This window comes from Dietzia kunjamensis (genome assembly GCF_045689975.1).
GTDB lineage: Bacteria > Actinomycetota > Actinomycetes > Mycobacteriales > Mycobacteriaceae > Dietzia > Dietzia kunjamensis.
Map to the genome: position 1 here is coordinate 1,922,826 of NZ_CP143297.1, position 23,629 is coordinate 1,946,454.

The window sequence follows — 23,629 nt, forward strand, 5'->3', positions numbered from 1 at the left end:
GAAGGATCGGCCCGACTTCGCTAGCGTCGTGGAGGTGACGCCGCCCACCGCGGCGCCCACCCGCCGAGAGGAGCACCGACGTGAACGACCGTCTGGCCATCGATGAGGTCCGCCCCCTCGTCTCCTGCGGGAGGTTCCCGTCCAAGTCCGTGGTCGGGGAGATCCTGCCCGTCTCCGCGATCGTCTGGCGCGAGGGCCACGACGCCCTGTCCGCCAGCCTGGTCGTCCGCCGACCCGGCGGCGCGTCCTCCCGCACCACGATGGTGCCCGGCACCGAGCCGGACACCGTCCACGCGCTGCTGCCCACGGATGTGGCGGGGATGTGGTCGTTCCGGGTGGAGGCGTGGTCCGACCCGTTCGCCACGTGGCGCAGCGGCATCGTCAAAAAGATGGCCGCGGGCCTGGACTCGGGCGAGCTGGGCAACGAGTTCGAGGTGGGCGCCCGCGTGTTCGACACCGCGATCGCCCGGGCGACGGTCGCCGGCGCCGCCGCCCGGGTCGACCTGCTGACCGGGGCCGCCGCCGCGCTGCGCGGCCCGGGCGACGCGGCCACCCGGACCGCCCCGGCGCTGTCGGACGAGGTCGCGGCCGCGCTGGCCGACGATCCCGTGCGCGAACTGGTGACCGTCGGTCAGACCCACCGCGTGTGGGTGGACCGTCGCGAGGCGCAGTTCAGTTCCTGGTACGAGTTCTTCCCCCGTTCCACCGGAGGGTGGGACGACGAGGGCCGTCCCGTCCACGGGACGTTCACCACCTCGCGCTCCTACGTCGATCACGCGGCCGACCTCGGGTTCGACGTCGTGTACCTGCCGCCGATCCACCCCATCGGCGAGATCAACCGCAAGGGCCGCAACAACACCCTGACCCCCGGGCCCGACGACGTCGGGTCACCGTGGGCCATCGGCTCCGCCGAGGGCGGACACGACGCGGTCCACCCCGACCTCGGCACCGTCGACGACTTCCGGGACCTGGTGACCTACGCCGGGGAGCGCGGCGTCGAGGTCGCACTGGACCTGGCCCTGCAGTGCGCGCCCGACCACCCCTGGGCCGCCGAACACCCCGAGTGGTTCACCGTGCTGCCCGACGGGCACATCGCCTACGCCGAGAACCCGCCCAAGAAGTACCAGGACATCTACCCGGTCAACTTCGACACCGACCCCGAGGGCATCTACGCCGAGGTGCTGCGTGTCGTCCGGCTGTGGACGTCTCTCGGGGTACGGATCTTCCGGGTGGACAACCCGCACACCAAGCCGGCCGACTTCTGGAACCGCCTCATCAGCGAGGTGAAGCGGACCGAGCCGGACGTGCTGTTCCTGGCGGAGGCCTTCACCCGGCCGGCCCGGCTGTTCGGACTGGCCAAGCGCGGGTTCTCGCAGTCCTACACCTACTTCACGTGGAAGACCACGAAGGCCGAGTTGGTGGAGTTCTGCGAGCAGCTGCTGGCCCACGTCGACGAGGCCCGCCCCAACATGTTCACCAACACCCCGGACATCCTCCACGAGTCGCTCCAACGTGGCGGCCCGGCGATGTTCGCGATCCGGGCGGTGCTCGCCGCGACGCTCTCGCCCGCGTGGGGCGTGTACTCCGGCTACGAGCTCTACGAATGGCAGCCCGTCGCCGACGGCAGCGAGGAGTACCTCGACTCGGAGAAGTACGAGCTGCGGCCCCGTAACTTCGCCGCCGCGGAGGCCGCCGGGCAGTCGCTCGCCCCGTGGCTGCGCACCCTCAACCGGGTCCGCCGCGAGCACCCCGCCCTGCAGCAGCTGCGCACCCTGACGTTCCACGACGTGGACAACGACCAGATCATCGCCTACTCCAAGGTCGACCCGGCCACCGGAGACTGCGTTCTCACGGTGGTCTCCCTGGACTCCCTCGGCGTCCAGGAAGGCACCCTCCACCTCGACATGGCGGCCCTGGGGTACGACGCCGACGCCCGGTTCAGCGTCCGCGACGAGGTGACGGGCTCCGAGTTCCACTGGGGGTCGAGCAACTACGTCCGGCTCGAGCCGTGGACCGCCGTCGCACACATCATCGCGATCCCGCCCTGCGACGAAGCACGTAGGGTCGAACTGTCCTACCGCACGCACACCGTGGATTGAGGCGAACGGCCATGGCACAGCACAAAAAGAAGGACCGCTCCACCGACCGGCTCCAGCCAGAGCAGACCTCGTCGTCGTCGCCCTCGTCGTCGTCGTCGCCGTCTTCATCACCGCCGTCACCGACACCGCCCGCGCCGGCCACGGCGCCCGTCGCGTCCCCCGGGCCCGTCACTCCCACGGAACCGACGCCGATCCCGCACGACGTCCTCGGCCGGCTCCGGTCCGGTACCCACCACGACCCGCACTCCGTCTATGGCGCGCACCGGGACGGGGACGGCTCCGTCGTGCGCACCGTCCAGCCGGGCGCGGTGGAGGTGGAGGTCGTCATCGGCGACCGCACCGTCCCCATGCGCCCGATCGGTGACGGACTGTTCCACGCGGCGCTGCCCGACCCCGACGTTCCCGACTACCGCTACCGGGTCCGCTACCCCGACGGCCACACCCGCACTGTCGCGGACGGTTACCGTTTCCTGCCCACCCTCGGCGAGATCGACCTGCACCTCATCGGCGAGGGACGCCACGAACGACTGTGGGACGTCCTCGGCGCCCACGTGCGCACCTACGACACCCCGGGCGGGCCGGTCACCGGCACCTCCTTCGCGGTGTGGGCGCCGGGCGCCCGCGGGATGAGCGTCGTCGGCGACTTCTGCGGATGGAACCCCACCGCGCTGCCCATGCGCTCGATCGGGTCCTCCGGGGTGTGGGAGTTGTTCGTCCCCGACGTCGCCGACGGCGCGGTCTACAAGTACTGCGTCCGCGGCGCCGACGGCCGGACCATCGACCACGCCGACCCCATGGCGGTGGCCACCGAGGTGCCCCCCGCCACCGGGTCCAAGGTGTTCACGTCCGGTTACGAGTGGAACGACGAAGAGTGGATCGCCGCCCGCGCGACCCGCGACCACTCGCGTTCCCCGATGACCGTCCTCGAGGTCCACGTCGGATCCTGGCGACCCGGACTCGACTACCGGGAGTTCGCGCACGAGCTCGCCGACCACATCGCCGAGACCGGGTTCACCCACGTGGAACTCATGCCCGTCGCCGAGCACCCCTTCGGCGGTTCGTGGGGCTACCAGGTCTCCTCCTACTACGCCCCGACCAGCCGGTTCGGCTCCCCCGACGACCTGCGCTATGTCATCGACCACCTGCACTCGCGCGGCATCGGCGTCCTGGTGGACTGGGTGCCCGCGCACTTCCCCAAGGACGAGTGGTCACTCGGCCGGTTCGACGGCACCCCGCTCTACGAACACGCCGACCCCCGCCGCGGCGAGCAGCCCGACTGGGGCACCTACGTGTTCGATTTCGGCCGTCACGAGGTACGCAACTTCCTCGTCGCCAACGCCCTCTACTGGGCCGAGGAGTTCCACGTCGACGGCCTACGAGTGGACGCCGTGGCCTCGATGCTCTACCTGGACTACTCCCGCGAGGCCGGCGAGTGGACCCCCAACATCTACGGTGGCCGGGAGAACCTCGAGGCGATCTCGTTCCTCCAGGAGGTCAACGCGACCCTGGCACGGGAGCATCCCGGCTTCCTCACCGTGGCCGAGGAGTCCACGTCCTGGGGCGGCGTCACCTCGCCCACCTACACCGGCGGCCTCGGGTTCTCCATGAAGTGGAACATGGGGTGGATGAACGACACCCTGCGGTACGTGGGGCTCGACCCGATCTACCGCGGATTCCACCACGGCGAGATCACCTTCTCGATGATGTACGCCTGGAGTGAGCGCTTCGTCCTCCCCCTGAGCCACGACGAGGTGGTCCACGGCAAGGGGTCGATGTGGGAGCGTATGCCCGGCACCTCGTGGGACCGTGCGGCCGGCATCCGCAGCCTGTACGCCTACATGTGGGCGCACCCCGGCAAGAAGCTGCTCTTCCAGGGCCTCGAGTTCGGGCAGACCACCGAGTGGGACGCCGACAAGGGTGTCGCCTGGGAGAATCTCGAGGGCTGGGAGGGCGAGTATCACCGTGGCATCCTCGCATGCGTGCGGGACCTCAACGCCCGCTACGCCGACAATCCCGGCCTGTGGTCGCTCGACGACGACCCTTCCGGCTTCTCGTGGATCGACGCCAACGACGCCGCCCACAACACGCTGTCCTTCCTGCGGACCGACCACGCCGGCAACACCGTCGCGTGCGTGGTCAACTTCTCCGGCGCCGCACTCGGCGATTACCGCATCGGGCTCCCCGAGGACGGGTACTGGGAGGAGATCCTCAACACCGACGCCTCGGCCTACGAGGGCTCGGGCGCGGGCAATCTCGGCGGAGTGCACGCCGAGCAGGCGCCCCACCACGGGCGGCCCTACTCCGCGGCGATCACGGTCGGCCCCCGCGCCACCGTGTGGTTCCGACACACGGCCCCGACGACGGCTGCGGAGCCGGCGGGGACGGCGGGAGGCTGACCGGCGACGTCGCAATCGACAACGGGCGCCCCGTGCGGGGCGCCCGTTGTCCGTATCGGAAGCGGAGCGTCAATAGAGAGCGCTCGCGAGGTTCCGGCGCGCGGCCAGCACCCGCTCATCGTCCACCGGCAGGGCCTCGAGGAGCTCGAGCAGGCGCGCACGCAACGTGACGCGCTCGTCGCCGACGTGGACACGGATCGCGTCCACCAGTGTCGAGAACGCGGCCTCGTACTCTCCGCCCACCAGGGCAGTGTCTGCAGCCCGCAACGCGTCGGGGACGGAACCCTCTCCCGAGTCGGTCGCTTCCGTCGACCGGCGCGCGGCCTGCACGTAGCGCAGCGCCTCCACCAGGGAGTGCTCGCCCGGGCGGGCCTCCACGAGCGCGGTGAACCGTTCCTCCGCGGCCGCCAGGTCCCCCTCGGCGAGCGCGGCCTCGGCGGCGTCCCGCTCGGGGTCGGCGGGTTCCTCCGGCCCAGCCTCGTCGGCGTCCGGCGCGGGTCCGCTCAACTTGCCCTCGGTCGCGCGCAGCACGGCCGCGAGCCACTGCCGCAGGGCCTCCTCCGGCTGCTCGCCTTCGAAGTCGGCGAGCGGGCGGCCCGCCGCCACGGCGTACACGGTCGGCACCGCGCGGGCCTGCAGCGCCTGTGCGATGCCCGGGGAGGCATCGACGTCCACTGTCGCGTGGACCCACTGCCCGCCGGCCTCCACGGCCAGCGCGTCCAACAAGCCGGTCAACGCGGTCGGCGCCCGCTGGGACACCAGCTCGAGGATCACCGGAACCTGAGCGGAGCGGGCCAGCACCTCCTGCTCGAAGGAGGCCTCGTCCACCTCCACCACCACTTCCGGACCGGAGCCCGGCGGCGGGCCGCCCTGACCCGGGGCGCGACCGGTGTCGGTCGCGCCCCGGCGGGTCTCGGCCCGCTTCTTCAGACCGGACAGGTCGACGGCGCCTGCGAGCGACGCCGCGAGCTTCTGTTCGGCGGCGGACGGGGGTCGGTTACCTGGTCTCGTCACGGCACCGATCCTGCCACGACGGGCGCGCGGGGGTGTCAGCCGGCCGCGGGCACCCGGATGATCAGGGCGTCACCCTGGCCGCCGCCGCCGCATAGGGCAGCCGCTCCGAGCCCGCCGCCGCGGCGTGCGAGCTCGAGGGCCAGGGTCAGCACCACGCGGTTGCCGGACACCCCGATCGGGTGACCGATCGAGATGGCGCCGCCGTTCACGTTCACCTTGTCGGGGCTCAGGTCGAGCATGCGGGTCGAGTGCAGTCCGACGGAGGCGAAGGCCTCGTTGAACTCGAACAGGTCGATGTCGGAGACGTCGACTCCCGCCCGCTCGCACGCGTTCAGCACCGCGTCGGCGGGCTGGTGCTGCAGGGTCGAGTCCGGGCCGGCCACGGTGCCGTAGCCGACGATCTCGGCCAGCACCGGCCAGCCCTCGGCCTCGGCACGGGCCGCGGACGTGATGATGGTCGCCGAGGCGCCGTCCGAGATCTGCGACGACGAACCGGCGGTGATGGTCCCGTCCTTGGAGAACGCGGGACGGAGCTTGCCCATCGACTCGGGGGTCGAGTCGGCGCGCACGCCCTCGTCGGTGTCCACGACGGTGTCGCCCTTGCGGCCCTTTACCGTTACCGGCACGATCTCGTCGGCGAACCGCCCCTCCTTCGCCGCCGCGGCCGCGCGCTGGTGGGAGGTCGCCGCGAACTCGTCCTGGTGCTCACGGGTGATCTCCAGCTCGACGTTGCGCGCCTCGGTGAGCGCACCCATGGGCTGGTCGGTCGGAACGTCGTGCAGGCCGTCGTACGCCATGTGATCGAGGACCTCGATCGACCCGTACTTGTACCCGGCGCGGCTCTTGGGCAGCAGGTGCGGAGCCTGGGACATCGACTCCTGGCCGCCGGCAACGATGACCTCGGAGTACCCGGACCGGATCGCCTGGTCCGCCAGCGCGATCGCGGTCATACCGGACAGGCACATCTTGTTGATGCTCAGCGCGTCGACGCGCTTGGGCAGCCCGGCGGCGAGCGAGGCCTGACGCGCGGGCATCTGGCCGTTGCCGGCCGAGAGCACCTGTCCCATGATCACCTGATCGACGGCCTCCGCGGAGACGCCGCCCCGCTCGAGGGCCGCACTGATCGCGATGCCGCCGAGCTCCGGGGCGGACAGCGAGGACAGGCCGCCCTGCAGGCGGCCGAACGGGGTGCGGGCGCCGGAGACGATGACGGTACGGGTGGGGTCGGCGGTCATGAGACACCTTCCGATGGAGGGGATGAGACTGTGGTCACCAAATTACCGCGAGCACCGACCGACTAACGTGATGGGCATGACGACTACCCCAGCCGGCCAACCCCTCCTGCCCTCCGAACTCGTCGTGGCGATCGACCACGTCGGGGTCGCCGTGCCCGATTTCGACGCCGCCGTCGACTGGTATCGCGAGAACCTGGGGATGGAGAACCTCCATGAGGAGGTCAACGAGGAGCAGGGCGTGCGCGAGGCCATGCTCGGCTCCCCCGGTCGCCCGGAAGGCGGCGCCCTGCTGCAGATCCTCGCACCGCTGGACGAGTCCTCCACCATCGCCAAGTTCATCGACCGCAACGGGCCGGGGATCCAGCAGATGGCGGTCCGGGTCACCGACATCGACGCCATCACGGCACACCTCACGGGGCGGGGCGTCAGAGTCCTCTACCCGGCACCCAGGAGGGGCACCGCGGACTCCCGGATCAACTTCGTCCATCCCAAGGACGCGGGCGGCGTGCTCCTCGAGCTCGTCGAGCCCGCCGACGCACAGCACTAGTCGCCCCTCACGCGCCCGCCGCTAGGGTGGTGACATGTCGAGCATGCACACGTCACCCACCACGGCGGAGTCCTTCGCGGTGGTGCGCAAGGGATTTGACCGTGAGCAGGTGATGGGAGCACTCACCCGTCTCGAGACGGAGACGGGGGTACTGCGCGCTGACAGGGACGCCGCGGTCGAGCGTGCCGAGAGAGCAGCGGCGGAGGCCGACCGGCAGCGGGCACGCGTGGCCGACCTCGAGGCCAGGGTCGCCGAACTCGGTCGGGCTCCCGTCACCAGCGGTCAGATGTCGGACAGGGTGTCGACGATGCTCTCGCTGGCCACCGCCGAAGCCGAGTCCATCCGCGACTCCGCTCACGCCACCGCCGACCGGATCCGCGCGGAGGCGGAGGAGGACGCGTGGCGGCTGCGGGAAGCCGCGGGGTCCGAATTGGCCGACGTCCGCGGGCGTGCCGAGGCCATCCGAGCAGAGCACACGGCCGTACTCGATGCGGCGCGTGCGCGCGCCCGGGAGATCATCCTCGTCGCGGAGCGCGACGCCCGCCGGCTGGACGACGAGGCGGCGCGTCGGCGGCAGGAGATCGATGAGGACCACCGGCTGGCCTCTGATCTGCGTCGCAGCGAGACCCTACGCGAGGTCACTCGGCAACATGACGCCTCGATGGCGGCCGCCGCGACCACGCGTCGCGAGGCCGAGGAGGAGGCCCGACGGATCGTCGACGACGCCCATCGCCGGGCGGACCAGCTGGTCTCCCGGGCGCGACGACATGTCGACGATCTGCGCGTGCTCCGCGAGCGTGTGCTCGACGATCTCGGCGCGATCCGGGCGAAGCTCGAACCTGTCCCCGGGACAGGCGACGACGTGGAGTTCGACCTGCCGGAGGAACCGGACCTCAACTCCAGCGACGGGTGAGGCCTCTCCGGCCCCGGCCGGACCAGCACCCGGTGTGCCAGTGGCGACGTTCCTCGTCCCCTCCGGGCCGGTCCGGCCACGCCACCACATGCGCGGTACCGGAGGTCACCAGGTGATCGCACCCCGGGCACCGGTAGTCCTTGCCCGCCCTGGCGCCGGGGATCCGTCGGACGTGGTAGGAGTCGGGGTCACCCGCGGGTCCTGGTTCGAGCGCCGAGCCCCCGAGTCCGTGCCGCTGCGGTAGCGGTCGGTCGGACCCGCCACGTCGGTGTCGTCTGGGCATCGCGAACGACTCGTTCAGAACAGCCGGAGGTCGGTGGACTCGATCCCTCGCAGGGAGTCGTAGTCCAGGGTCACGCATCGGATGCCACGATCCTCGGCGAGGGTGCGAGCCTGGGGCTTGATGATCTGGGCCGCGAAGATCCCGCTGACCGGCGCGAGCAACGGGTCGCGGTTGAGCAGCTCCAGATAGCGGGTCAGTTGCTCCACCCCGTCGATCTCGCCGCGACGTTTGATCTCCACCGCCACTGTCGTGCCCTCCCCGTCACGGCCGAGGATGTCGACCGGGCCGATAGCCGTCATGTACTCCCGGCGGACCAGGCTGTACCCCTGACCGAGCGTCTCGATGTGCTCGGCGAGCAACTCCTGCAGGTGGGCCTCGACACCGTCCTTCACCAATCCCGGGTCCACGCCGAGTTCATGTCGGGAGTCGTGGTGCACCTCGGCGACGGTGATCCGCAGCTGCTCCCCCGCCTTGTTCTCCACGACCCACAACTGATGCTCCGGGTTCTCCGGGTGATCCCGCTCGGTGAGGGAACACGGCGGGGTCATCCAGTTGAGGGGCTTGTAGGCGCGGTCGTCGGCGTGAACGCTCACAGACCCGTCGGCCTTGACGAGCAACAACCGCGGAGCCATCGGAAGATGCGCCGTGAGGCGACCCACGTAGTCGACCTGGCACGTGGCTACGACGAGACGCAACGGTTCCTCCTGAGTGATGGCGCCGCACCGGCACACGGCCCGGGTGTCAGCGGTGGGGACGCCGTGAGCGGACCTGCTCGGTGGAGCAGGCTTCCACCCACGCGAGCATCCCGGTCAATTTCGCGGGGGCGACGCAGAGTTCACCTTCGACCGGGCGGGCGCGGCGGTCGTGCCCGGAGAACGGGACGATCACCTCGCCCTCCTCCGCCACGTCCAGCTCCGGACCGGTGGGCTGTCGACGCGCGCCGAGCACCAGGGTGCGCCGGTCCAGCCGGACGTCGGCGCCGAACTTCAGACTCACCAATCGGTAGAACGCGACCTCGGTCTCGGAGTACCGGACGGCGCCGTAGCTCCACGACTCCTCTCCTGCCCTGCGGACGAGGACGGACGTGGAATTGCGACGCACGACGACCAGTCGATATACGACGGCCGCGACCACCGGAACGAGGACGAGCAGGATGACGGCACCGAGAACGATCTCGATGGGAGCCGTCAAACTGCTCATCCCCTTCCGGCGGCCGCGGCCGCGTGTGACGGGCGGACCGTGGTCGTACTAGGCGCCGGCCTTCTCGATGGCGAGAAGACGCCCGCGGGCGGTGGCCGCGGCGGCAGCGTCGTCGCCGGCCTCGGACAGCTCCCGCTCGGCAGCGGCACGGTCGATCGTGTCCGACCACTCCGCGGCCTCGCCGAGAATGCTCACCTTGTTGGCGGTCACCGACAGGAACCCACCCTGGACGGCAGCGACCTTGCGGCCCTCGTCCGTGTACACCGTGACGGTGCCGGCGGCATCCAGCTCGCCGAGCAGCGGCTCGTGCCCGGCCTGGATACCGATCTCACCCTCACTGGTCTTGGCGACCACCATCGAGGCGGTGCCGGACCAGAACCTGCGCTCGACCGTGACGAACTCGACTTCGATCTCAGCCATGAGCGACCGTCACTTCCCGGAGAGCTTCTTGGCGTTGGCCTCGACGTCGTCGAGACCGCCGATGCCGTTGAACGCCTGCTCCGGCAGGTGGTCCAGCTCGCCCTTGCAGAGCTTGTCGAACGCCTCGATGGTGTCCGACAGCGGGACGACCGAACCCACCTGGCCGGTGAACTTCTCCGCGACCAGGAAGTTCTGGCCGAGGAAGCGCTCGAGACGACGGGCCCGCTGAACGGTCACCTTGTCCTCCTCGGACAGCTCGTCCATACCAAGGATGGCGATGATGTCCTGGAGCTCCTTGTACTTCTGGAGGATCTGGATGACCTCCTGGGCGACGCGGTAGTGCTCCTCCCCGACGATGCCCGGCTCGAGGATCCGGGAGGTCGAGGTGAGCGGGTCGACGGCCGGGTAGATGCCCTTCGACGCGATGGAGCGGGAGAGCTCCGTGGTGGCGTCGAGGTGGGCGAACGTGGTGGCCGGCGCCGGGTCGGTGTAGTCGTCGGCGGGGACGTAGATCGCCTGGAGCGACGTGATCGAGCGACCACGCGTCGAGGTGATGCGCTCCTGGAGCTGACCCATCTCGTCCGCGAGGGTCGGCTGGTAACCGACGGCGGACGGCATGCGGCCGAGCAGCGTCGAGACCTCGGAACCGGCCTGCGTGAAGCGGAAGATGTTGTCGATGAACAGGAGGACGTCCTGGCCCTGCACGTCGCGGAAGTACTCGGCCATGGTGAGGGCCGAGAGCGCGACGCGCATACGCGTCCCCGGCGGCTCGTCCATCTGACCGAACACCAGGGCGGTGTCCTGGAGGACGCCCATCTCTTCCATCTCGAGGAAGAGGTCGGTGCCCTCACGGGTGCGCTCACCGACGCCAGCGAACACCGAGGTACCGGAGAACTCGCGGGCGATACGGGTGATCATCTCCTGGATGAGCACCGTCTTGCCGACGCCGGCACCGCCGAAGAGGCCGATCTTGCCGCCCTTGACGTACGGGGTCAGCAGGTCGATGACCTTCACGCCGGTCTCGAGAATCTCGGTCTTACCCTCGAGCTGGTCGAAGGCCGGCGGCTCGCGGTGGATGCCCCACTGCTCGCCATCGCGGCCGGTGCCGGGTGCGTCCAGGCAATCGCCGAGGGCGTTGAAGACGTGGCCCTTGACGACGTCGCCGACCGGCACCGAGATCGGCTGACCGGAGTCGACCACCTCGGCGCCGCGGACGAGTCCGTCGGTGGACTGCATGGAGATGCAGCGCACCATGTTGTCGCCGAGGTGCTGGGCGACCTCGAACGTGACGGTCTTGGCGACCGCCGCGAGGGTGATCTCGGCGGTGAGGGCGTTGAAGAGGGCCGGGAGGGCGCCGCGCGGGAACTCCACGTCGACGACCGCACCCAGGACGCGGGCGACCCGACCGGTGAGACCGGCCGTGCCCGTCGTGCTCTGATCGGTAACAGCTGTGGTCATTGCTTAGTCACTTCCTGCGCTAGCGGCGAGCGCACCAGCGCCACCGACAATCTCGCTGATTTCCTGGGTGATCTGTGCCTGGCGTGCCTGGTTCGCCTCGCGGCTCAGGCCCTCCACCAGCTCGGTGGCGTTGTCGGTCGCCGACTTCATGGCGGTCCGTCGTGCCGCCGACTCCGACGCCGCCGCCTCGAGGAGCGAGGCGAAGGCGCGGGTCGACATGTACCTCGGGAGGATGTTGTCCAAGAGGGTGTCCGCATCCGGCTCGAAGGAGACCTCCGGCTTGAATTCGGACTCCGACCTCGGGCTGTCGTCCATCATGCCGTCGCTGAGGTCCAGCTCCTCGATCTCGACCTCGGTCTCGATCGGGGCCAGTCGACGCGCCCGCGGGGTCTGCGTGAGCATCGACTTGAACTGGGTGTAGACGATGTGGACCTCGTCGACGCCCTTGCGGGTGGTGTCCGTGGCGTCCCCCTCGAGGAACTCGGAGGCGTCGAACGTCGACTCGCCGCCGGCCTTGAAGGCCGCCGACAGGAGCTGGAACGCCGGACGCGCTTCCTGGTAGTCCGGCTTCTGCGAATGCCCGTGCCAGGCACCGGCGAGCTCGACCTCGCGGAACGTGTAGTACACGATCCCCTTGTTGCCCATCACGTAGATGTCGACCTCACGCCCCTCCTCCTCGAGGTAGGCGATGAGCTCGGCGGCCTCCTTGAGCACGTTGTGGTTGTAACCACCACACATGCCCCGGTCGGACGTCACCACCAGCACGGCGGACCGCTTCGGGTTCTCCGGCTCGTTGAGCATCGGGTGCTTGAGCGACGAGGCACTCGCGAGATCGGTGAGGATCGCGGTGATCTGGTCCGCGAAGGGCTTGGCCTCCGCGACCCGGGCCTGGGCCTTGGAGATCTGCGAGGTCGCGATCAGCTCCTGGGCCTTGGTGATCTTCTTGGTCGAGTTGACCGACTTGATCCGGTCGCGTAGTTCACGCATGTTGGCCATGGGCGTGGATCACTCTCCTCTCGACCTTGAATCGGATGGCTGTCATCGCAGGCCTCAGGCCTTCTTCTTCTTGGTGACCGTGAGCTTCTCACGATCGATCTCGTCCTCGGACAGCGCCTCGGCCTCGGGCTCGTTGACCACACGGGAACCGTCGGTGGCGACGAAGCCCTCCTTGAACTCGTTGGTCTTGGCCTCGAGAGTCGACTTGGACTCGTCGGAGAGCGCGGCTCCCCCCTCGATCTGGCTGTAGACATCGGAGGCGGAGTGCCGCAGGGTCTCGAGCAGCTCGCCCTCGAAGCGACGGACGTCCTCGACCGGGACGGAGTCGTAGAAACCCTCACCGGCGAGGTAGATCGAGACGATCTGGTCCTCCACGGCGACCGGCGAGTTCTGGTCCTGCTTGAGGATCTCGACCAGACGCTGGCCACGCTCGAGCTGCGCCTTCGACGCGGCGTCGAGGTCCGAGGCGAAGGTGGCGAACGACTCGAGGTCGCGGTACGCGGCGAGGTCCAGACGCAGCGAGCCGGAGACCTTCTTCATGCCCTTGGTCTGGGCGGCGCCGCCGACTCGGGAGACCGAGATACCGACGTTGACGGCCGGACGCACACCGCGGTTGAACAGGTCGGACTCGAGGAACACCTGACCGTCGGTGATCGAGATGACGTTGGTCGGGATGAACGCCGAGACGTCATTGGCCTTGGTCTCGATGATCGGGAGACCCGTCAGCGAACCGCCGCCCATGTCGTCCGAGAGCTTGGCGCACCGCTCGAGCAGGCGGGAGTGCAGGTAGAAGACGTCACCGGGGTACGCCTCGCGACCCGGGGGGCGACGGAGCAGCAGCGAGATCGCGCGGTAGGCGTCGGCCTGCTTGGACAGGTCGTCGAACACGACCAGGACGTGCGCACCGTCGTACATCCAGTGCTGCCCGATGGCCGAACCGGTGAACGGCGCGAGCCACTTGAAGCCGGCCGAGTCAGAGGCGGGGGCGGCGACGATGGTGGTGTACTCCATCGCGCCGTTCTCCTCGAGCGTCGCCTTGACGCCCGCGATGGTGGAGCCCTTCTGGCCGATCGCGACGTAGATGCACCGGAGCTGCTTGGTCTTGTCGCCCGACTCCCAGTTGGCCTTCTGGTTGAGGATCGCGTCGATGCAGACCGCGGTCTTGCCCGTCTTGCGGTCACCGATGATGAGCTGACGCTGTCCGCGGCCGATCGGCGTCATGGCGTCGATGGCCTTGATGCCGGTCTGCATGGGCTCCTCGACCGGCTGGCGCTCCAGAACGGACGGCGCCTGCAGCTCGAGGGCGCGGGTGCCTTCCGACTCGATGTCGCCGAGGCCGTCGATGGGCTGCCCGAGCGGGTTGACGACGCGACCGAGGAAGCCGTCGCCGACCGGAACGGAGAGGACCTCCCCGGTGCGACGCACCTCCTGGCCCTGGGCGATCTCGTCGAAGTTGCCGAGCACGACCGCACCGATCTCGCGGTCCTCGAGGTTCAGTGCGACGCCGAGGATGCCGCCCGGGAACTCCAGCAGCTCGTTGGCCATCGCGGACGGGAGTCCGCTGATGTGGGCGATACCGTCGCCCGTGTCGGTGACGATTCCGACCTCCTCGCGCGACGCCTCGTTGGAGACCGTCGAGGTGTAATTCGCAATCGCACTGCGGATCTCGTCGGAGGAGATAGTCAGCTCCGCCATGTCATTCCTGCTCTCACTAAGTGTGGTCTGGATGTGTCTTGTCAGGTGAGCATCGACCGAGTGCGACCGTTGCTCGTCGGGTGTCGAGGCCTAGGGAAGCGCCCGTCGTACGGCCGAGAGCCGCCCGGCGACGGAACCGTCGATGATCTCGTCACCGACGCGGATCACCATGCCGCCGAGGACCGCCTGGTCGACCTGGACGTGGACCGCCATCTCCCGTCCGTAGATCTCGGCGAGCTTGCCCTCGAGTGCGGCCCGCTGCTCGGTGGTGAGTTCCGTGGCACTGGTGACCACGGCCACCGACTGTCCCTGGAGTTCGGCCGCCTGCCTGGACAGCGCGTCCAGATCGTCGGCGGGCATGGCGTCCGGCCGGGCGATCGCCTGCCCGGCGAGCGCCTCGGTGACCGCGGTCACCTTGCCGTAGAGGACCTGACCGAGGAGTGCGCGCTTGGACTCCGTGGTGGTCGTGCGGTCGGACAGAGCCTGCTCGAACTCCGCGTCGCCGGCGACGATGCGGCCCAGTCTGAACAGTTCGTCCTCGACCGTCCCGAGCTGACCCTGCTCCCGGGCCGAGAGCAGGAGCGCTTCCCGGCCGAGGGTGACGAGGCCCTCACGGAGATCCCGCGGGGTGGACCAGGACAGTGCGACCGCAGCAAGCACGACCGCGAGGGTCGACTCGTCGATCTTCCAGCCGAACACCGAACGGGCGAGGTCCTCGCGGGCCTCGACCGGTGCGGACGAGTCCGCGACGGCGACCCGCAGGGAGCGGTCACCCTCCAGGACGTCGACGACCCGGAAGAGCTCGGCACCGACCTTGGCGCCCGTGGCGCCCCCGGCCGGGTTCGCGGAGAGCGTGGACTGCAGGACCGACCGGGACTGCTCGAGGGCGTCGCGGCTTGCTGCGTGCATAGTCTGCTTCTTCCTTACTTCTGGCCCGCCCCGGCGACCTTGTCCAGGTCGGCGAGGAAACGGTCGATGGTGCCCGAACGGCGGACCGGATCGGACAGCTGCTCACCCATGAGCCGCTCGGCGAGCTCGACCGACTGGCGTCCGAGGTCGCCACGGAGCTCCGTGACGATCTGCTGACGCTGCGCGGCGAGCTGCTGCTGCCCGGCGGCGACGATGCGGTCGCTCTCGGCCTGGGCCTCCGCCTTCATGTCGGCGAGGATCTGCTGCCCCTGCGCACGCGCGTCGTCGCGGATCTTCGCGGCTTCGCCACGCGCCTCGGCGAGCTGGGCGTTGTACTTGTTCAGGGCCGCCTTCGCCTCGGCCTGTGCGGCCTCCGCCTTCTCGATGCCGCCCTCGATGCGCTGGGTGCGCTCGTCCAGGACCCGCTTGAACATCGGGAGGACGAACTTCCAGAACACGAACAGGACGACAGCGAACGGGATCAGCGACCAGACGATGTCGTACAGCGCCGGCGAGAGGACGTTGGGCGTCTCCTCCAGCGGGAGCCCCTCGGTCTCGCTCGCGGCGAGAATGTGGATCGGATTCATGTCGTTGACCTTCGCCAGCCGGCGATCAGAAAATGAAGCCGGTGACGATACCGATGAGCGCCAGGGCCTCGGTGAAGGCGATGCCCAGGAACATCGTGGTGCGCAGCTGGCCGGCCATCTCGGGCTGGCGGGCCATGCCCTCGATCGCCTTGCCGACGACGATGCCGATGCCGATGCCGGGGCCGATCGCGGCGAGGCCGTAGCCGATGGCGCCGTAACCGCGGGCGGTCGTCTCGGTTGCCTGGGCGAGAGTGACGATATCCATGTGGGTTTCCGTTCCCTTTCAGATGGCCGGTGCGGGATGTCCGCACTCGGTCGTCGGTGTGGTCTGGGTGTCCCGGCGCTCGCGGCGCCGGAAGTCTTTTAGTGACTGTCGGCGTGCAACGACAGGTCGATGTACACCGCGGTGAGCAGCGCGAAGATGTACGCCTGCAGGAAGATCACCAGCAGCTCGAAGAACGTGAACGCCACCGACACGATGATGGTCACGAGGCTGACCGCGGTCCACCCGTTGAACTGCCAGAAGAAGAAGTTCGTGGCGGAGAACAGCAGCACGATCATGATGTGCCCGGCCAGCATGTTGGCCATCAGACGGATGGTCAGCGTGGCCGGCCGCAGGATGAAGGTCGACACGAACTCGATCGGCACGACCAGCAGGTGCAGCGCCGGGGGAAGGTTCGGCACGACGACCGACTTGCCCACGAAGGAGAAGAAGCCGTACTTCTTGGCTCCCGCATAGATGAAGACCACATACGCGACCGCGGCCATGACCAGCGGCATGCCGATCCGCGCGTTGGGCGAGATGTTGAAGCCCGGGATCACGGCGGGCAGGTTCATGAACAGCGTGAGGAAGAAGATCGTCGCGATGACCGGGAGGAACCGGTCACCGTCCTTCTTCCCGATGATCTCGTCCGAGATGTTGTTCTTGACGAAGTCCAGCGCGATCTCGCCGACGTTCTGCAGTCCGCGCGGCACGACGGCCGACCGGCGCATCGCCAGGTAGAACAGCACCGCGACGACGGCCGCCGCGATCAGCCGGATGATCATCAGCCGGTCCAGAGCGAACGGAGTCCCCTCGAAGAGCACGGCCGGCGGGAAGAAGTCATTTAGTGACGGCGGATGGAACTCGCCCTTGAATGCCAGCAGTGACGTGCTCAGCGCTCTCTCCCCTGTTCGGGCCGCCTGCAGAGACGGTGGTCATGTCCAGTGTTTCGTTCCGACCTGCGGAACCCGGGAGGGCCCGGGGATTCTCGCGGCGTGTACCGCAGCACCCTTTTCCGGTTTCCCTCCGCAGAGCATCGTAGCAAAGGCCATCCCCTGCGGACCCCTGGGGGCACCTCACGCCGTTATCAGCTCCACATCTCCCCGAAACCAGTCCGTGACCGATCGGGAGTGTCGGAAAATCCCAGCTCAGGGCTCCACGTACGGGGCGCGCGTGCGCAGAATGGCCACCGTCTCCGACGCGAGGACCACGACCATTGCCACGACGATGGTCGTGGCGAACGCGGGCTTGGAGTAGAAGTCGAGCGGCTTGAGAGCCGCGACGACCCCGATCGCCACGATGAGCTTGAGGAGCCACGTTCCCAACAGGACGGCTCCGGTCACCTGGGGTGAGGTTCGGGCCGTGGCGATCACCACCACCGCGGTGAGGAGGACGAACACGCCACCGATCGCGGCCCCGAGCAGGGCGCCCCACAGGCCGGAGCGACCATCCACCGCCCACCACAGCCCTGCGCTGATCACCATGAGCACGGCGAGCGCGGCGGCGCCGAGGGTCACCGCCCTGCGTAGTCCGATGGTGTGGGCGCTCTCGACCTGGTGTCCGGGGGCGTCGTGTCCGGGGGTGTCGTCCATACCCCGCAGCCTAGTCGCCCGGGGATCGGGGCCCGTCGGCCGTCCGGTGCTTCCCGCGCGAACTGCGGAGGCGAGGGACGAGGGTCGCCGCCAGGACGGAGAGGAGACCGGCCGCGATCGCGGGGACGATCACCTCGGTGGGCAGCATCGTCGCCCCGACGGCCCCGAACGCGATGAGGGAGACCCACGCGTAGATGACCAGCGCGACCCTCCGGTGGGAGTGCCCCAGCGCGAGCAGCCGGTGGTGCAGGTGCATCTTGTCGGGCGCGAAGGGGCTACGGCCGGCCCCGACCCGCCGCACCACCGCCATGACCAGGTCGAGCATCGGCACGAACATCGCGGCCGCGACCACGATCACCGGCGAGAGCAGGACGATCATGTCCTGGGGCCCGTACAGGCTCTGCGAGATCTTCCCGGAGGCGCTCGTCGAGGCCGCGGCGAGAACCAGTCCGATCAGCATGGACCCGGAGTCGCCCATGAAGATCCGGGCGGGTTGGAAATTGTGGGGCAGGAACCCGATGAGCGCCCCGGCCAGGACCGCGGTGACCAGTGCCGGCGGGTAGGCCCCGACGGTCCCGCCCTGGTCCAGCATGATGCCCACGGAGAACACGCAGATCGCCGTGGCCGCGATGGCCCCGAGTCCGGCGGCGAGCCCGTCGAGTCCGTCCACGAAGTTCATCGCGTTGACGATCGTCAGTGTGAACACGACCGTGAGCAGTCCGGCCTGGAGCTGGTCGAGGACGAGGATGTTGCCGTCCCCGAAGGGGATGTACAGCAGCGTCCACGACACGCCCATCGCGACCAGGACCCCGGCCGCGGCGGCCTGGCCCGCGAGTTTGGTGACGGCCCCGAGCCCGAGGATGTCGTCCACGATCCCCACCAGCACGATCACCCCGCCGGCGACGATGGTGGCCTCCACGTCGGGGGCGAAGGGCGGGAAGGCCCGGTTCAGGGCCGGCAGCTGCGCGGCGAGGTAGACGGCGATGAGCATCCCGGTGAAGATGCCCACCCCGCCGAGCCGGGGGGTGGGGACCTGGTGCACGTCCCGCTCCCGCGGGTAGGCGAGCCCGCCGATCGCGGGTGCCACTCCCCTGACCAGACCGGTGACGACGAAGGTGACCAGTCCGGCGGTGACCGCGATGAGCAGCAGCTCCCGGAACGGGACCCCGGCACCCATGGTTCAGCCGCGCAGGACCGCGGGGTCGACGCCGAGGACCTCTCCCACGCGCTCGGCGGTCACCGCGCCCTCGCGGACGATGCGCGGACCGGGCCCGGTGAGGTCGACGATCGTCGAGGGCTGGCCGATCGCACACGGGCCGCCGTCGAGGTACACGGCCACCGAGTCGCCGAGCTGCTCCCGGGCCTGGGCCACGGTGGTGGCCGGCGGTTGACCGGAGACGTTGGCACTGGACACCGCGAGCGGTCCGACCTCGCGCAGGAGTTCGATGGCGACGGGGTGCAGCGGCATCCGGAGCATGACCGTGCCGCGGGTCTGGCCGAGGTCCCAGCCCAGGGACGGTGCCTGGTGCACGATGAGACTCAAGCCCCCCGGCCAGAAGGCGCGGATGAGGTCGCGGGCGGCGGCCGGGGTGCTCACGACGAGGCCGTCGATGGTCTCCCACGAGCCGACCAGGACCGGCACCGGCATGTCCGGGCCACGGCGCTTGGCGGACAGCAGCGAGACCACCGCGTCCGGGTCGAAGGCATCGGCGGCGATGCCGTAGAGCGTGTCGGTGGGGGTCACGACCAGCCGGCCCGAGCGCAGGGCGCCGGCAGCGGAACTGAGACCGACCTCGCGGCCGGTGTCCTCGGTGCAGTCGTAGGTGATGGTCACCGGGTGGTCCCCTTCCGGACTGTCGTGTCGACCTTGTCGTCGCCGTCGTTGTCGTCGTCGTGGTCGTCGTCGTGTGTGTCGTCGTGGCCCGCGTCGAGTCGCGTCGCGGTGACGAATCGCGGTCGGCCGGCGAGGTCGGTGTGCTGCTCCACGGTACCGAAGCCCCCCTGCGCGGCCACGACCGCGGCGACCGCGGCGCCGGTGGTGTCGTCGTGCTCCACGGCGAGGTGCCCTCCCGGGACGAGGAGGGCGGCGGCCACGCCGACGAGGGGGGTGACGACGACGAGGCCGTCCCGTCCCCCGAACAGCGCCGTCGCCGGCTCGTGCCCGAGGACGTCGGCGGGGAGATCATCGGTGACCGGGATGTACGGGGGGTTGGACACCACGGCGGCGGCGCTGCCCCGCAGGTGCGAGAGGACGTCGGCGTCGGTGGCGTCGGCGTGGTGGACCTCGATCGGGGTGTCCCCGGCGGCGGCGCGCTCGGCGGCGTTGCGGCGCAGCCACTCCAGCGCGGCCTCGTGCAGTTCGACGGCGTGGACGCGGGCGTCGGGCCGGGCGTGGGCGATCTCCAACGCGAGGGTGCCGCTGCCGGCGCAGAGGTCCACCACGACCGGGCCGGGGCCGGGGCCCGGTGCGGGCAGGGCCGCTAGCGTCGACTCGACGAGCAACTCGGTCTCCGGTCGCGGGATGAACACCCCCGGCCCGACGGCCAACTCGAGCCGTCCGGAGACCGCGCGGCCGAGCAGGTACTGCAGGGGGGTCCGGTCGCGGGCGCGGGCGGCGACGATACGCTCGACCTCGCTCACCGCGGCGGCGTCGAGGTCGTCGGCGAGCATGAGCCGGGTGCGGTCGATGCCGAGCACGTGCGCACAGATGAGCTGGGCCTCGACGTGCGCGGAGTCGACGCCCGCCGCACCGAGCGCCTGCGCGGCCGAGCGCACGACCCCGGTCACCCCGGCCGGGCGCGGGTTCACGGCCTAGGCCTCTTCCATTCGTCGCCGCCGTTCCTCGGTGGCGAGGGCGTCGAGCACCGCGTCGAGGTCCCCGTCGAGCACCGCGTCGAGGTTGTGCGCCTTGAAACCCACCCGGTGGTCGGCGATGCGGTTCTCCGGGAAGTTGTAGGTGCGGATGCGCTCCGACCGGTCGACGGTGCGGACCTGGGTGGCCCGGCCTTCAGACGCCTCGGCGTTGGCGGCCTCCTCGGCGGCGGCCTGGAGTCGCGCCGCGAGCACCTGTAGCGCGCGTTGCTTGTTCTGCAGCTGACTGCGTTCGTTCTGACACGTGACGACCGTGCCGGTGGGCAGGTGGGTGATCCGCACCGCGGAGTCGGTGGTGTTGACGCCCTGCCCGCCCTTGCCGGATGAGCGGTAGACGTCGATGCGCAGGTCGGACTCGTCGATCTCGACCGGACCCACGTCCTCGGGCTCCGGGTAGACGAACACGCCCGCGGCCGAGGTGTGGACCCGGCCCTGGGACTCGGTGACCGGCACCCGCTGGACCCGGTGCACCCCGCCCTCGAACTTGAGGCGGGACCACACCCCGTCGCGAGACGGCTGGCGAGCCCGGATGGAGAAGGTCGCGTCCTTGTACCCGCCGAGGTCGGACTCCGTGAGGCCGAGGACCTCGATCACCCATCCGTGTTTCTCGGCGTACCGCGTGTACATGCGGGCGAGGTCGGCGGCGAACAGTGCGGACTCCTCGCCGCCCTCCCCCGACTTGATCTCCATGACCACGTCGTCCGCATCGTGTGGGTCGCGGGGCGCCAGCAGGTCGGCCAGGCGAGTCTCGAGCTCGGCCGCCTCAGCCTCCAGCTCCTCGGCCTCCCCGGCGAACGAGGAATCGTCGCCGGCCAGCTCCCGCGCCGCCGCGGCGTCCTCGCGCGTGGACACCAACGCACGGTGACACTGCACGATCGGGGTGAGCTCGGCGAAGCGCTTGCCCACCCGGCGCGCGGCGGAGGCGTCCTCGTGCAGAGCGGGGTCGGACAACTGCGCCTCGAGGCCCCCGTACTCGGCCAGGACGTCGTCGATCGAGGACGGCGACCGTCCCTCGTTCCCGCTCACTCCTCGTCCTGCGGCAGGGTGGGCGTCGTCTTGGCCACCTGCAGCAGGAATTCGTAGTTGTTGTTGGTCTTGCGCAACTGCGACATGAGCAGGTCGATGGCCTGGTGGGAGTCCAGCCCCGAGAGCACGCGGCGCAACTTGTGCATGATTCCGGCTTCCTCGGGGGTCATGAGCAGCTCTTCCTTGCGCGTCCCCGAGGGTCCCACGTCGACCGCGGGGAACACCCGCCGCTCGGCGATGCGACGGTCCAGTTTGAGCTCGGCGTTGCCGGTGCCCTTGAACTCCTCGAAGATCACCGTGTCGCCGGCCGAGCCGGTCTCCACCATCGCGGTGGAGATGATCGTCAGCGATCCACCGTTCTCGATGTTGCGCGCCGCGCCGAGGAACCGCTTGGGCGGGTACAGGGCCGTGGAGTCGACGCCGCCGGACAGGATGCGACCCGAGGCGGGCGAGGAGTTGTTGTAGGCGCGGCCGAGTCGCGTGATGGAGTCGAGGAGGACGACGACGTCCTGCCCCATCTCCACCAGACGCTTGGCCCGCTCGATCGCGAGCTCCGCGACCTGGGTGTGGTCCGACGGCGGACGGTCGAAGGTCGAGGCGATGACCTCGCCCTTCACCGAACGCTGCATGTCGGTGACCTCCTCCGGCCGCTCGTCGACGAGGACGACCATGAGGTGGCACTCCGGGTTGTTGACCGCGATCGAGTTGGCGATGTTCTGCAGGATCGTGGTCTTACCGGCCTTGGGCGGGGAGACGATCAGCGCGCGCTGCCCCTTGCCGATCGGCATGATCAGGTCGATCACGCGGGTCGAGATGATGTTCTTCTCGGTCTCCAGGCGCAGCCGCTGGTTGGGGTACAGCGGGGTGAGCTTCGCGAAGTCCGGGCGGTTGCGAACCTGGTCCACCGGGCCACCGTTGACGGTGTCGATGCGAACCAGCGGGTTGAACTTCTGACGGTTCTTGCCGCCACCCTGGCCCCCGCCGCCGCCTTGGCCGCCGCCCTGGCCGTCGTTCTGGCCGTCGCGGGGCATCTTCACCGCGCCGGTGATCGCGTCACCGCGACGCAGGCCGTGACGACGGATCATGTTCATGGAGACGTAGACGTCGTTGGGTCCCGCCAAGTAGCCGGACGTGCGGACGAACGCGTAGTTGTCCAGCACGTCGAGGATGCCCGCGACCGGCTGCAGGACGTCGTCGTCCCGCACCTCCGTCTCACCCTCGGCCGGGCGCCCCCCGCCGCGATTGCGCTCGCGACGGCGGCGGCTGCGACGGCCGCGGCCCCCTCCGTCGTCATCACGGTTCTGACCGTCACCGCGGGGGCCGTTATCGCCGCCGCCCTGGTCGGACTGGTCGTTGCGGCCGCTCTGCTGATCGCGGTTGCCGCCCTGGTTGCCCTGGTCGTTGCGCCCGCCCTGCTGATCGCGGTTGCCGCCCTGGTTGCCCTGGTCGTTGCGCCCGCCCTGCTGATCGCGGTTGCGGCCGCCCTGCTGATCCCGGTTCTGCTGGTTACGCCCCTGACGCTGCCCGCCACCGCGGTTGCCGTCCTCGCGACGGGACCGGTCCCCCTGGCGACCGGAGTCGGAGTCATCCGACTCGCCCCGGGGGTTCTCCGCACCGCCCCCGGCCCTGTCGCCACGATCCCGTCGGCCGGACTCGGTCTGCGGGGCGGGCGCCCCGCTCCGTGCAGACGCCTCGTCTCGTGCAGACGCCTCATCGCGGTCCGGCGTCTTCTCCGGAGCCGACTCGGCCTTCGCCGCAGGCTCGTCGGCCACCGCGGGTTCGGTTTTCGGGGCGGGCGCGGTATTCGGGGCGGGCTCACGGGCCGGCGCGGGCCTGCCACCCCGGGCGCCCTCGATCATCGCGACGAGGTCGCCCTTGCGCTTACCCGACAGGCCTTTGAGGCCCATCTGCTGGGCCAGCGACTTGAGGTCGTTCAGGCGCATCGCCGACAGCGAGGCACCCTGTGCTGGCGTGGAAGTGGTGTCCGTCGAGGTCACGGGGATCCTTTCTGGGCCCGGGGCCGGGGCGGTGTACGCCGCCTCGCATCGAGCAGGTGTCCGGGAAGCGGACTCGGCGTCCCGGGGTGGCCGCTGGGGCCTTCCGTGGCGGCAACGTGGCCGGACACG

General features: G+C 69.8%; 23 protein-coding genes. 4 read left to right on the plus strand and 19 right to left on the minus strand.

Going from position 1 to position 23,629, the window contains the following annotated elements:
- Nucleotides 1–80: 80 nt before the first annotated feature.
- Together VZF99_RS08930 and glgB are read left to right on the plus strand one after the other, a co-directional pair.
- Complete coding sequence (locus VZF99_RS08930) at nt 81–2,099, plus strand: maltotransferase domain-containing protein (RefSeq protein WP_407334560.1); 2,019 nt, start codon at nt 81–83, stop codon at nt 2,097–2,099.
- 11 nt (nt 2,100–2,110) lie between these two features.
- Nucleotides 2,111–4,495, plus strand: a complete 2,385-nt coding sequence (gene glgB / locus VZF99_RS08935; RefSeq protein ID WP_407334561.1) for a 1,4-alpha-glucan branching protein GlgB — start codon at nt 2,111–2,113, stop codon at nt 4,493–4,495.
- Between the two features lie 69 nt (nt 4,496–4,564).
- On the opposite strand, the gene VZF99_RS08940 is transcribed toward glgB, so the two are convergent.
- Both VZF99_RS08940 and VZF99_RS08945 read right to left on the minus strand, forming a co-directional pair.
- The gene (locus VZF99_RS08940) at nt 4,565–5,509 is read right to left on the minus strand and encodes a tetratricopeptide repeat protein (protein ID WP_407334562.1); all 945 of its coding nucleotides are present in this window, start codon (nt 5,507–5,509) and stop codon (nt 4,565–4,567) included.
- A gap of 35 nt (nt 5,510–5,544) precedes the next feature.
- Entirely contained in the window at nt 5,545–6,744 is a 1,200-nt protein-coding gene (locus tag VZF99_RS08945; RefSeq protein WP_407334563.1) for an acetyl-CoA C-acetyltransferase, read from the minus strand.
- Between the two features lie 76 nt (nt 6,745–6,820).
- On the opposite strand from VZF99_RS08945, the gene mce reads away from it, so the two are divergent.
- Together mce and VZF99_RS08955 are read left to right on the plus strand one after the other, a co-directional pair.
- Entirely contained in the window at nt 6,821–7,291 is a 471-nt protein-coding gene (gene mce / locus VZF99_RS08950) for a methylmalonyl-CoA epimerase (RefSeq protein ID WP_120283583.1), read from the plus strand.
- 34 nt (nt 7,292–7,325) lie between these two features.
- Nucleotides 7,326–8,204 carry a hypothetical protein gene (locus VZF99_RS08955; protein WP_407334564.1) on the plus strand — a complete coding sequence of 293 codons (879 nt, stop codon included), beginning with the start codon at nt 7,326–7,328 and terminating at the stop codon, nt 8,202–8,204.
- On the opposite strand, the gene VZF99_RS08960 is transcribed toward VZF99_RS08955, so the two are convergent.
- The 17 genes from VZF99_RS08960 to rho all read right to left on the minus strand — a co-directional run bounded on the left by VZF99_RS08960 (nt 8,185) and on the right by rho (nt 23,500).
- Nucleotides 8,185–8,487 (minus strand): ATP/GTP-binding protein, encoded by a 303-nt coding sequence (locus VZF99_RS08960; RefSeq protein WP_241742425.1) that lies wholly within the window; start codon nt 8,485–8,487, stop codon nt 8,185–8,187. The two genes, VZF99_RS08955 and VZF99_RS08960, sit on opposite strands and share 20 nt — an antisense overlap.
- Before the next feature lie 14 nt (nt 8,488–8,501).
- On the minus strand, nt 8,502–9,182 hold the full coding sequence (gene nucS, locus VZF99_RS08965; protein ID WP_067718317.1) for an endonuclease NucS: 681 nt from the start codon (nt 9,180–9,182) through the stop codon (nt 8,502–8,504).
- Nucleotides 9,183–9,228: 46 nt separating this feature from the next.
- Nucleotides 9,229–9,687 (minus strand): DUF2550 family protein, encoded by a 459-nt coding sequence (locus VZF99_RS08970; RefSeq protein WP_407334565.1) that lies wholly within the window; start codon nt 9,685–9,687, stop codon nt 9,229–9,231.
- Between the two features lie 48 nt (nt 9,688–9,735).
- Nucleotides 9,736–10,107 carry a F0F1 ATP synthase subunit epsilon gene (locus VZF99_RS08975; protein WP_120283589.1) on the minus strand — a complete coding sequence of 124 codons (372 nt, stop codon included), beginning with the start codon at nt 10,105–10,107 and terminating at the stop codon, nt 9,736–9,738.
- Between the two features lie 9 nt (nt 10,108–10,116).
- A complete protein-coding gene (gene atpD, locus VZF99_RS08980; RefSeq protein WP_067718325.1) occupies nt 10,117–11,565 on the minus strand; it encodes a F0F1 ATP synthase subunit beta in 1,449 nt (482 codons plus the stop codon).
- A gap of 3 nt (nt 11,566–11,568) precedes the next feature.
- Entirely contained in the window at nt 11,569–12,561 is a 993-nt protein-coding gene (locus tag VZF99_RS08985; RefSeq protein WP_407334566.1) for a F0F1 ATP synthase subunit gamma, read from the minus strand.
- Between the two features lie 54 nt (nt 12,562–12,615).
- The gene (gene atpA / locus VZF99_RS08990; protein WP_120283593.1) at nt 12,616–14,256 is read right to left on the minus strand and encodes a F0F1 ATP synthase subunit alpha; all 1,641 of its coding nucleotides are present in this window, start codon (nt 14,254–14,256) and stop codon (nt 12,616–12,618) included.
- Between the two features lie 90 nt (nt 14,257–14,346).
- On the minus strand, nt 14,347–15,165 hold the full coding sequence (locus VZF99_RS08995; protein ID WP_067718333.1) for a F0F1 ATP synthase subunit delta: 819 nt from the start codon (nt 15,163–15,165) through the stop codon (nt 14,347–14,349).
- 14 nt (nt 15,166–15,179) lie between these two features.
- Nucleotides 15,180–15,752 (minus strand): F0F1 ATP synthase subunit B, encoded by a 573-nt coding sequence (locus tag VZF99_RS09000; RefSeq protein WP_096905256.1) that lies wholly within the window; start codon nt 15,750–15,752, stop codon nt 15,180–15,182.
- Between the two features lie 25 nt (nt 15,753–15,777).
- On the minus strand, nt 15,778–16,017 hold the full coding sequence (locus VZF99_RS09005; protein ID WP_067718337.1) for an ATP synthase F0 subunit C: 240 nt from the start codon (nt 16,015–16,017) through the stop codon (nt 15,778–15,780).
- Between the two features lie 98 nt (nt 16,018–16,115).
- Entirely contained in the window at nt 16,116–16,799 is a 684-nt protein-coding gene (gene atpB / locus VZF99_RS09010; protein ID WP_235027792.1) for a F0F1 ATP synthase subunit A, read from the minus strand.
- 363 nt (nt 16,800–17,162) lie between these two features.
- On the minus strand, nt 17,163–17,606 hold the full coding sequence (locus VZF99_RS09015) for a hypothetical protein (RefSeq protein WP_067718342.1): 444 nt from the start codon (nt 17,604–17,606) through the stop codon (nt 17,163–17,165).
- Between the two features lie 10 nt (nt 17,607–17,616).
- The gene (locus VZF99_RS09020; RefSeq protein WP_067718345.1) at nt 17,617–18,783 is read right to left on the minus strand and encodes a glycosyltransferase family 4 protein; all 1,167 of its coding nucleotides are present in this window, start codon (nt 18,781–18,783) and stop codon (nt 17,617–17,619) included.
- Between the two features lie 3 nt (nt 18,784–18,786).
- The gene (locus tag VZF99_RS09025) at nt 18,787–19,440 is read right to left on the minus strand and encodes an L-threonylcarbamoyladenylate synthase (protein ID WP_067718348.1); all 654 of its coding nucleotides are present in this window, start codon (nt 19,438–19,440) and stop codon (nt 18,787–18,789) included.
- Entirely contained in the window at nt 19,437–20,414 is a 978-nt protein-coding gene (gene prmC / locus VZF99_RS09030) for a peptide chain release factor N(5)-glutamine methyltransferase (RefSeq protein ID WP_407334567.1), read from the minus strand. The genes VZF99_RS09025 and prmC overlap by 4 nt, the downstream gene beginning before the upstream one ends.
- 3 nt (nt 20,415–20,417) lie before the next feature.
- Nucleotides 20,418–21,503: a peptide chain release factor 1 gene (gene prfA, locus VZF99_RS09035; RefSeq protein ID WP_206472374.1), complete on the minus strand. Its 1,086-nt coding sequence runs from the start codon at nt 21,501–21,503 to the stop codon at nt 20,418–20,420.
- Nucleotides 21,500–23,500, minus strand: coding sequence for a transcription termination factor Rho (gene rho / locus VZF99_RS09040; protein WP_407334568.1), 2,001 nt, complete (start codon nt 23,498–23,500; stop codon nt 21,500–21,502). The genes prfA and rho overlap by 4 nt, the downstream gene beginning before the upstream one ends.
- Nucleotides 23,501–23,629 lie beyond the last annotated feature (129 nt).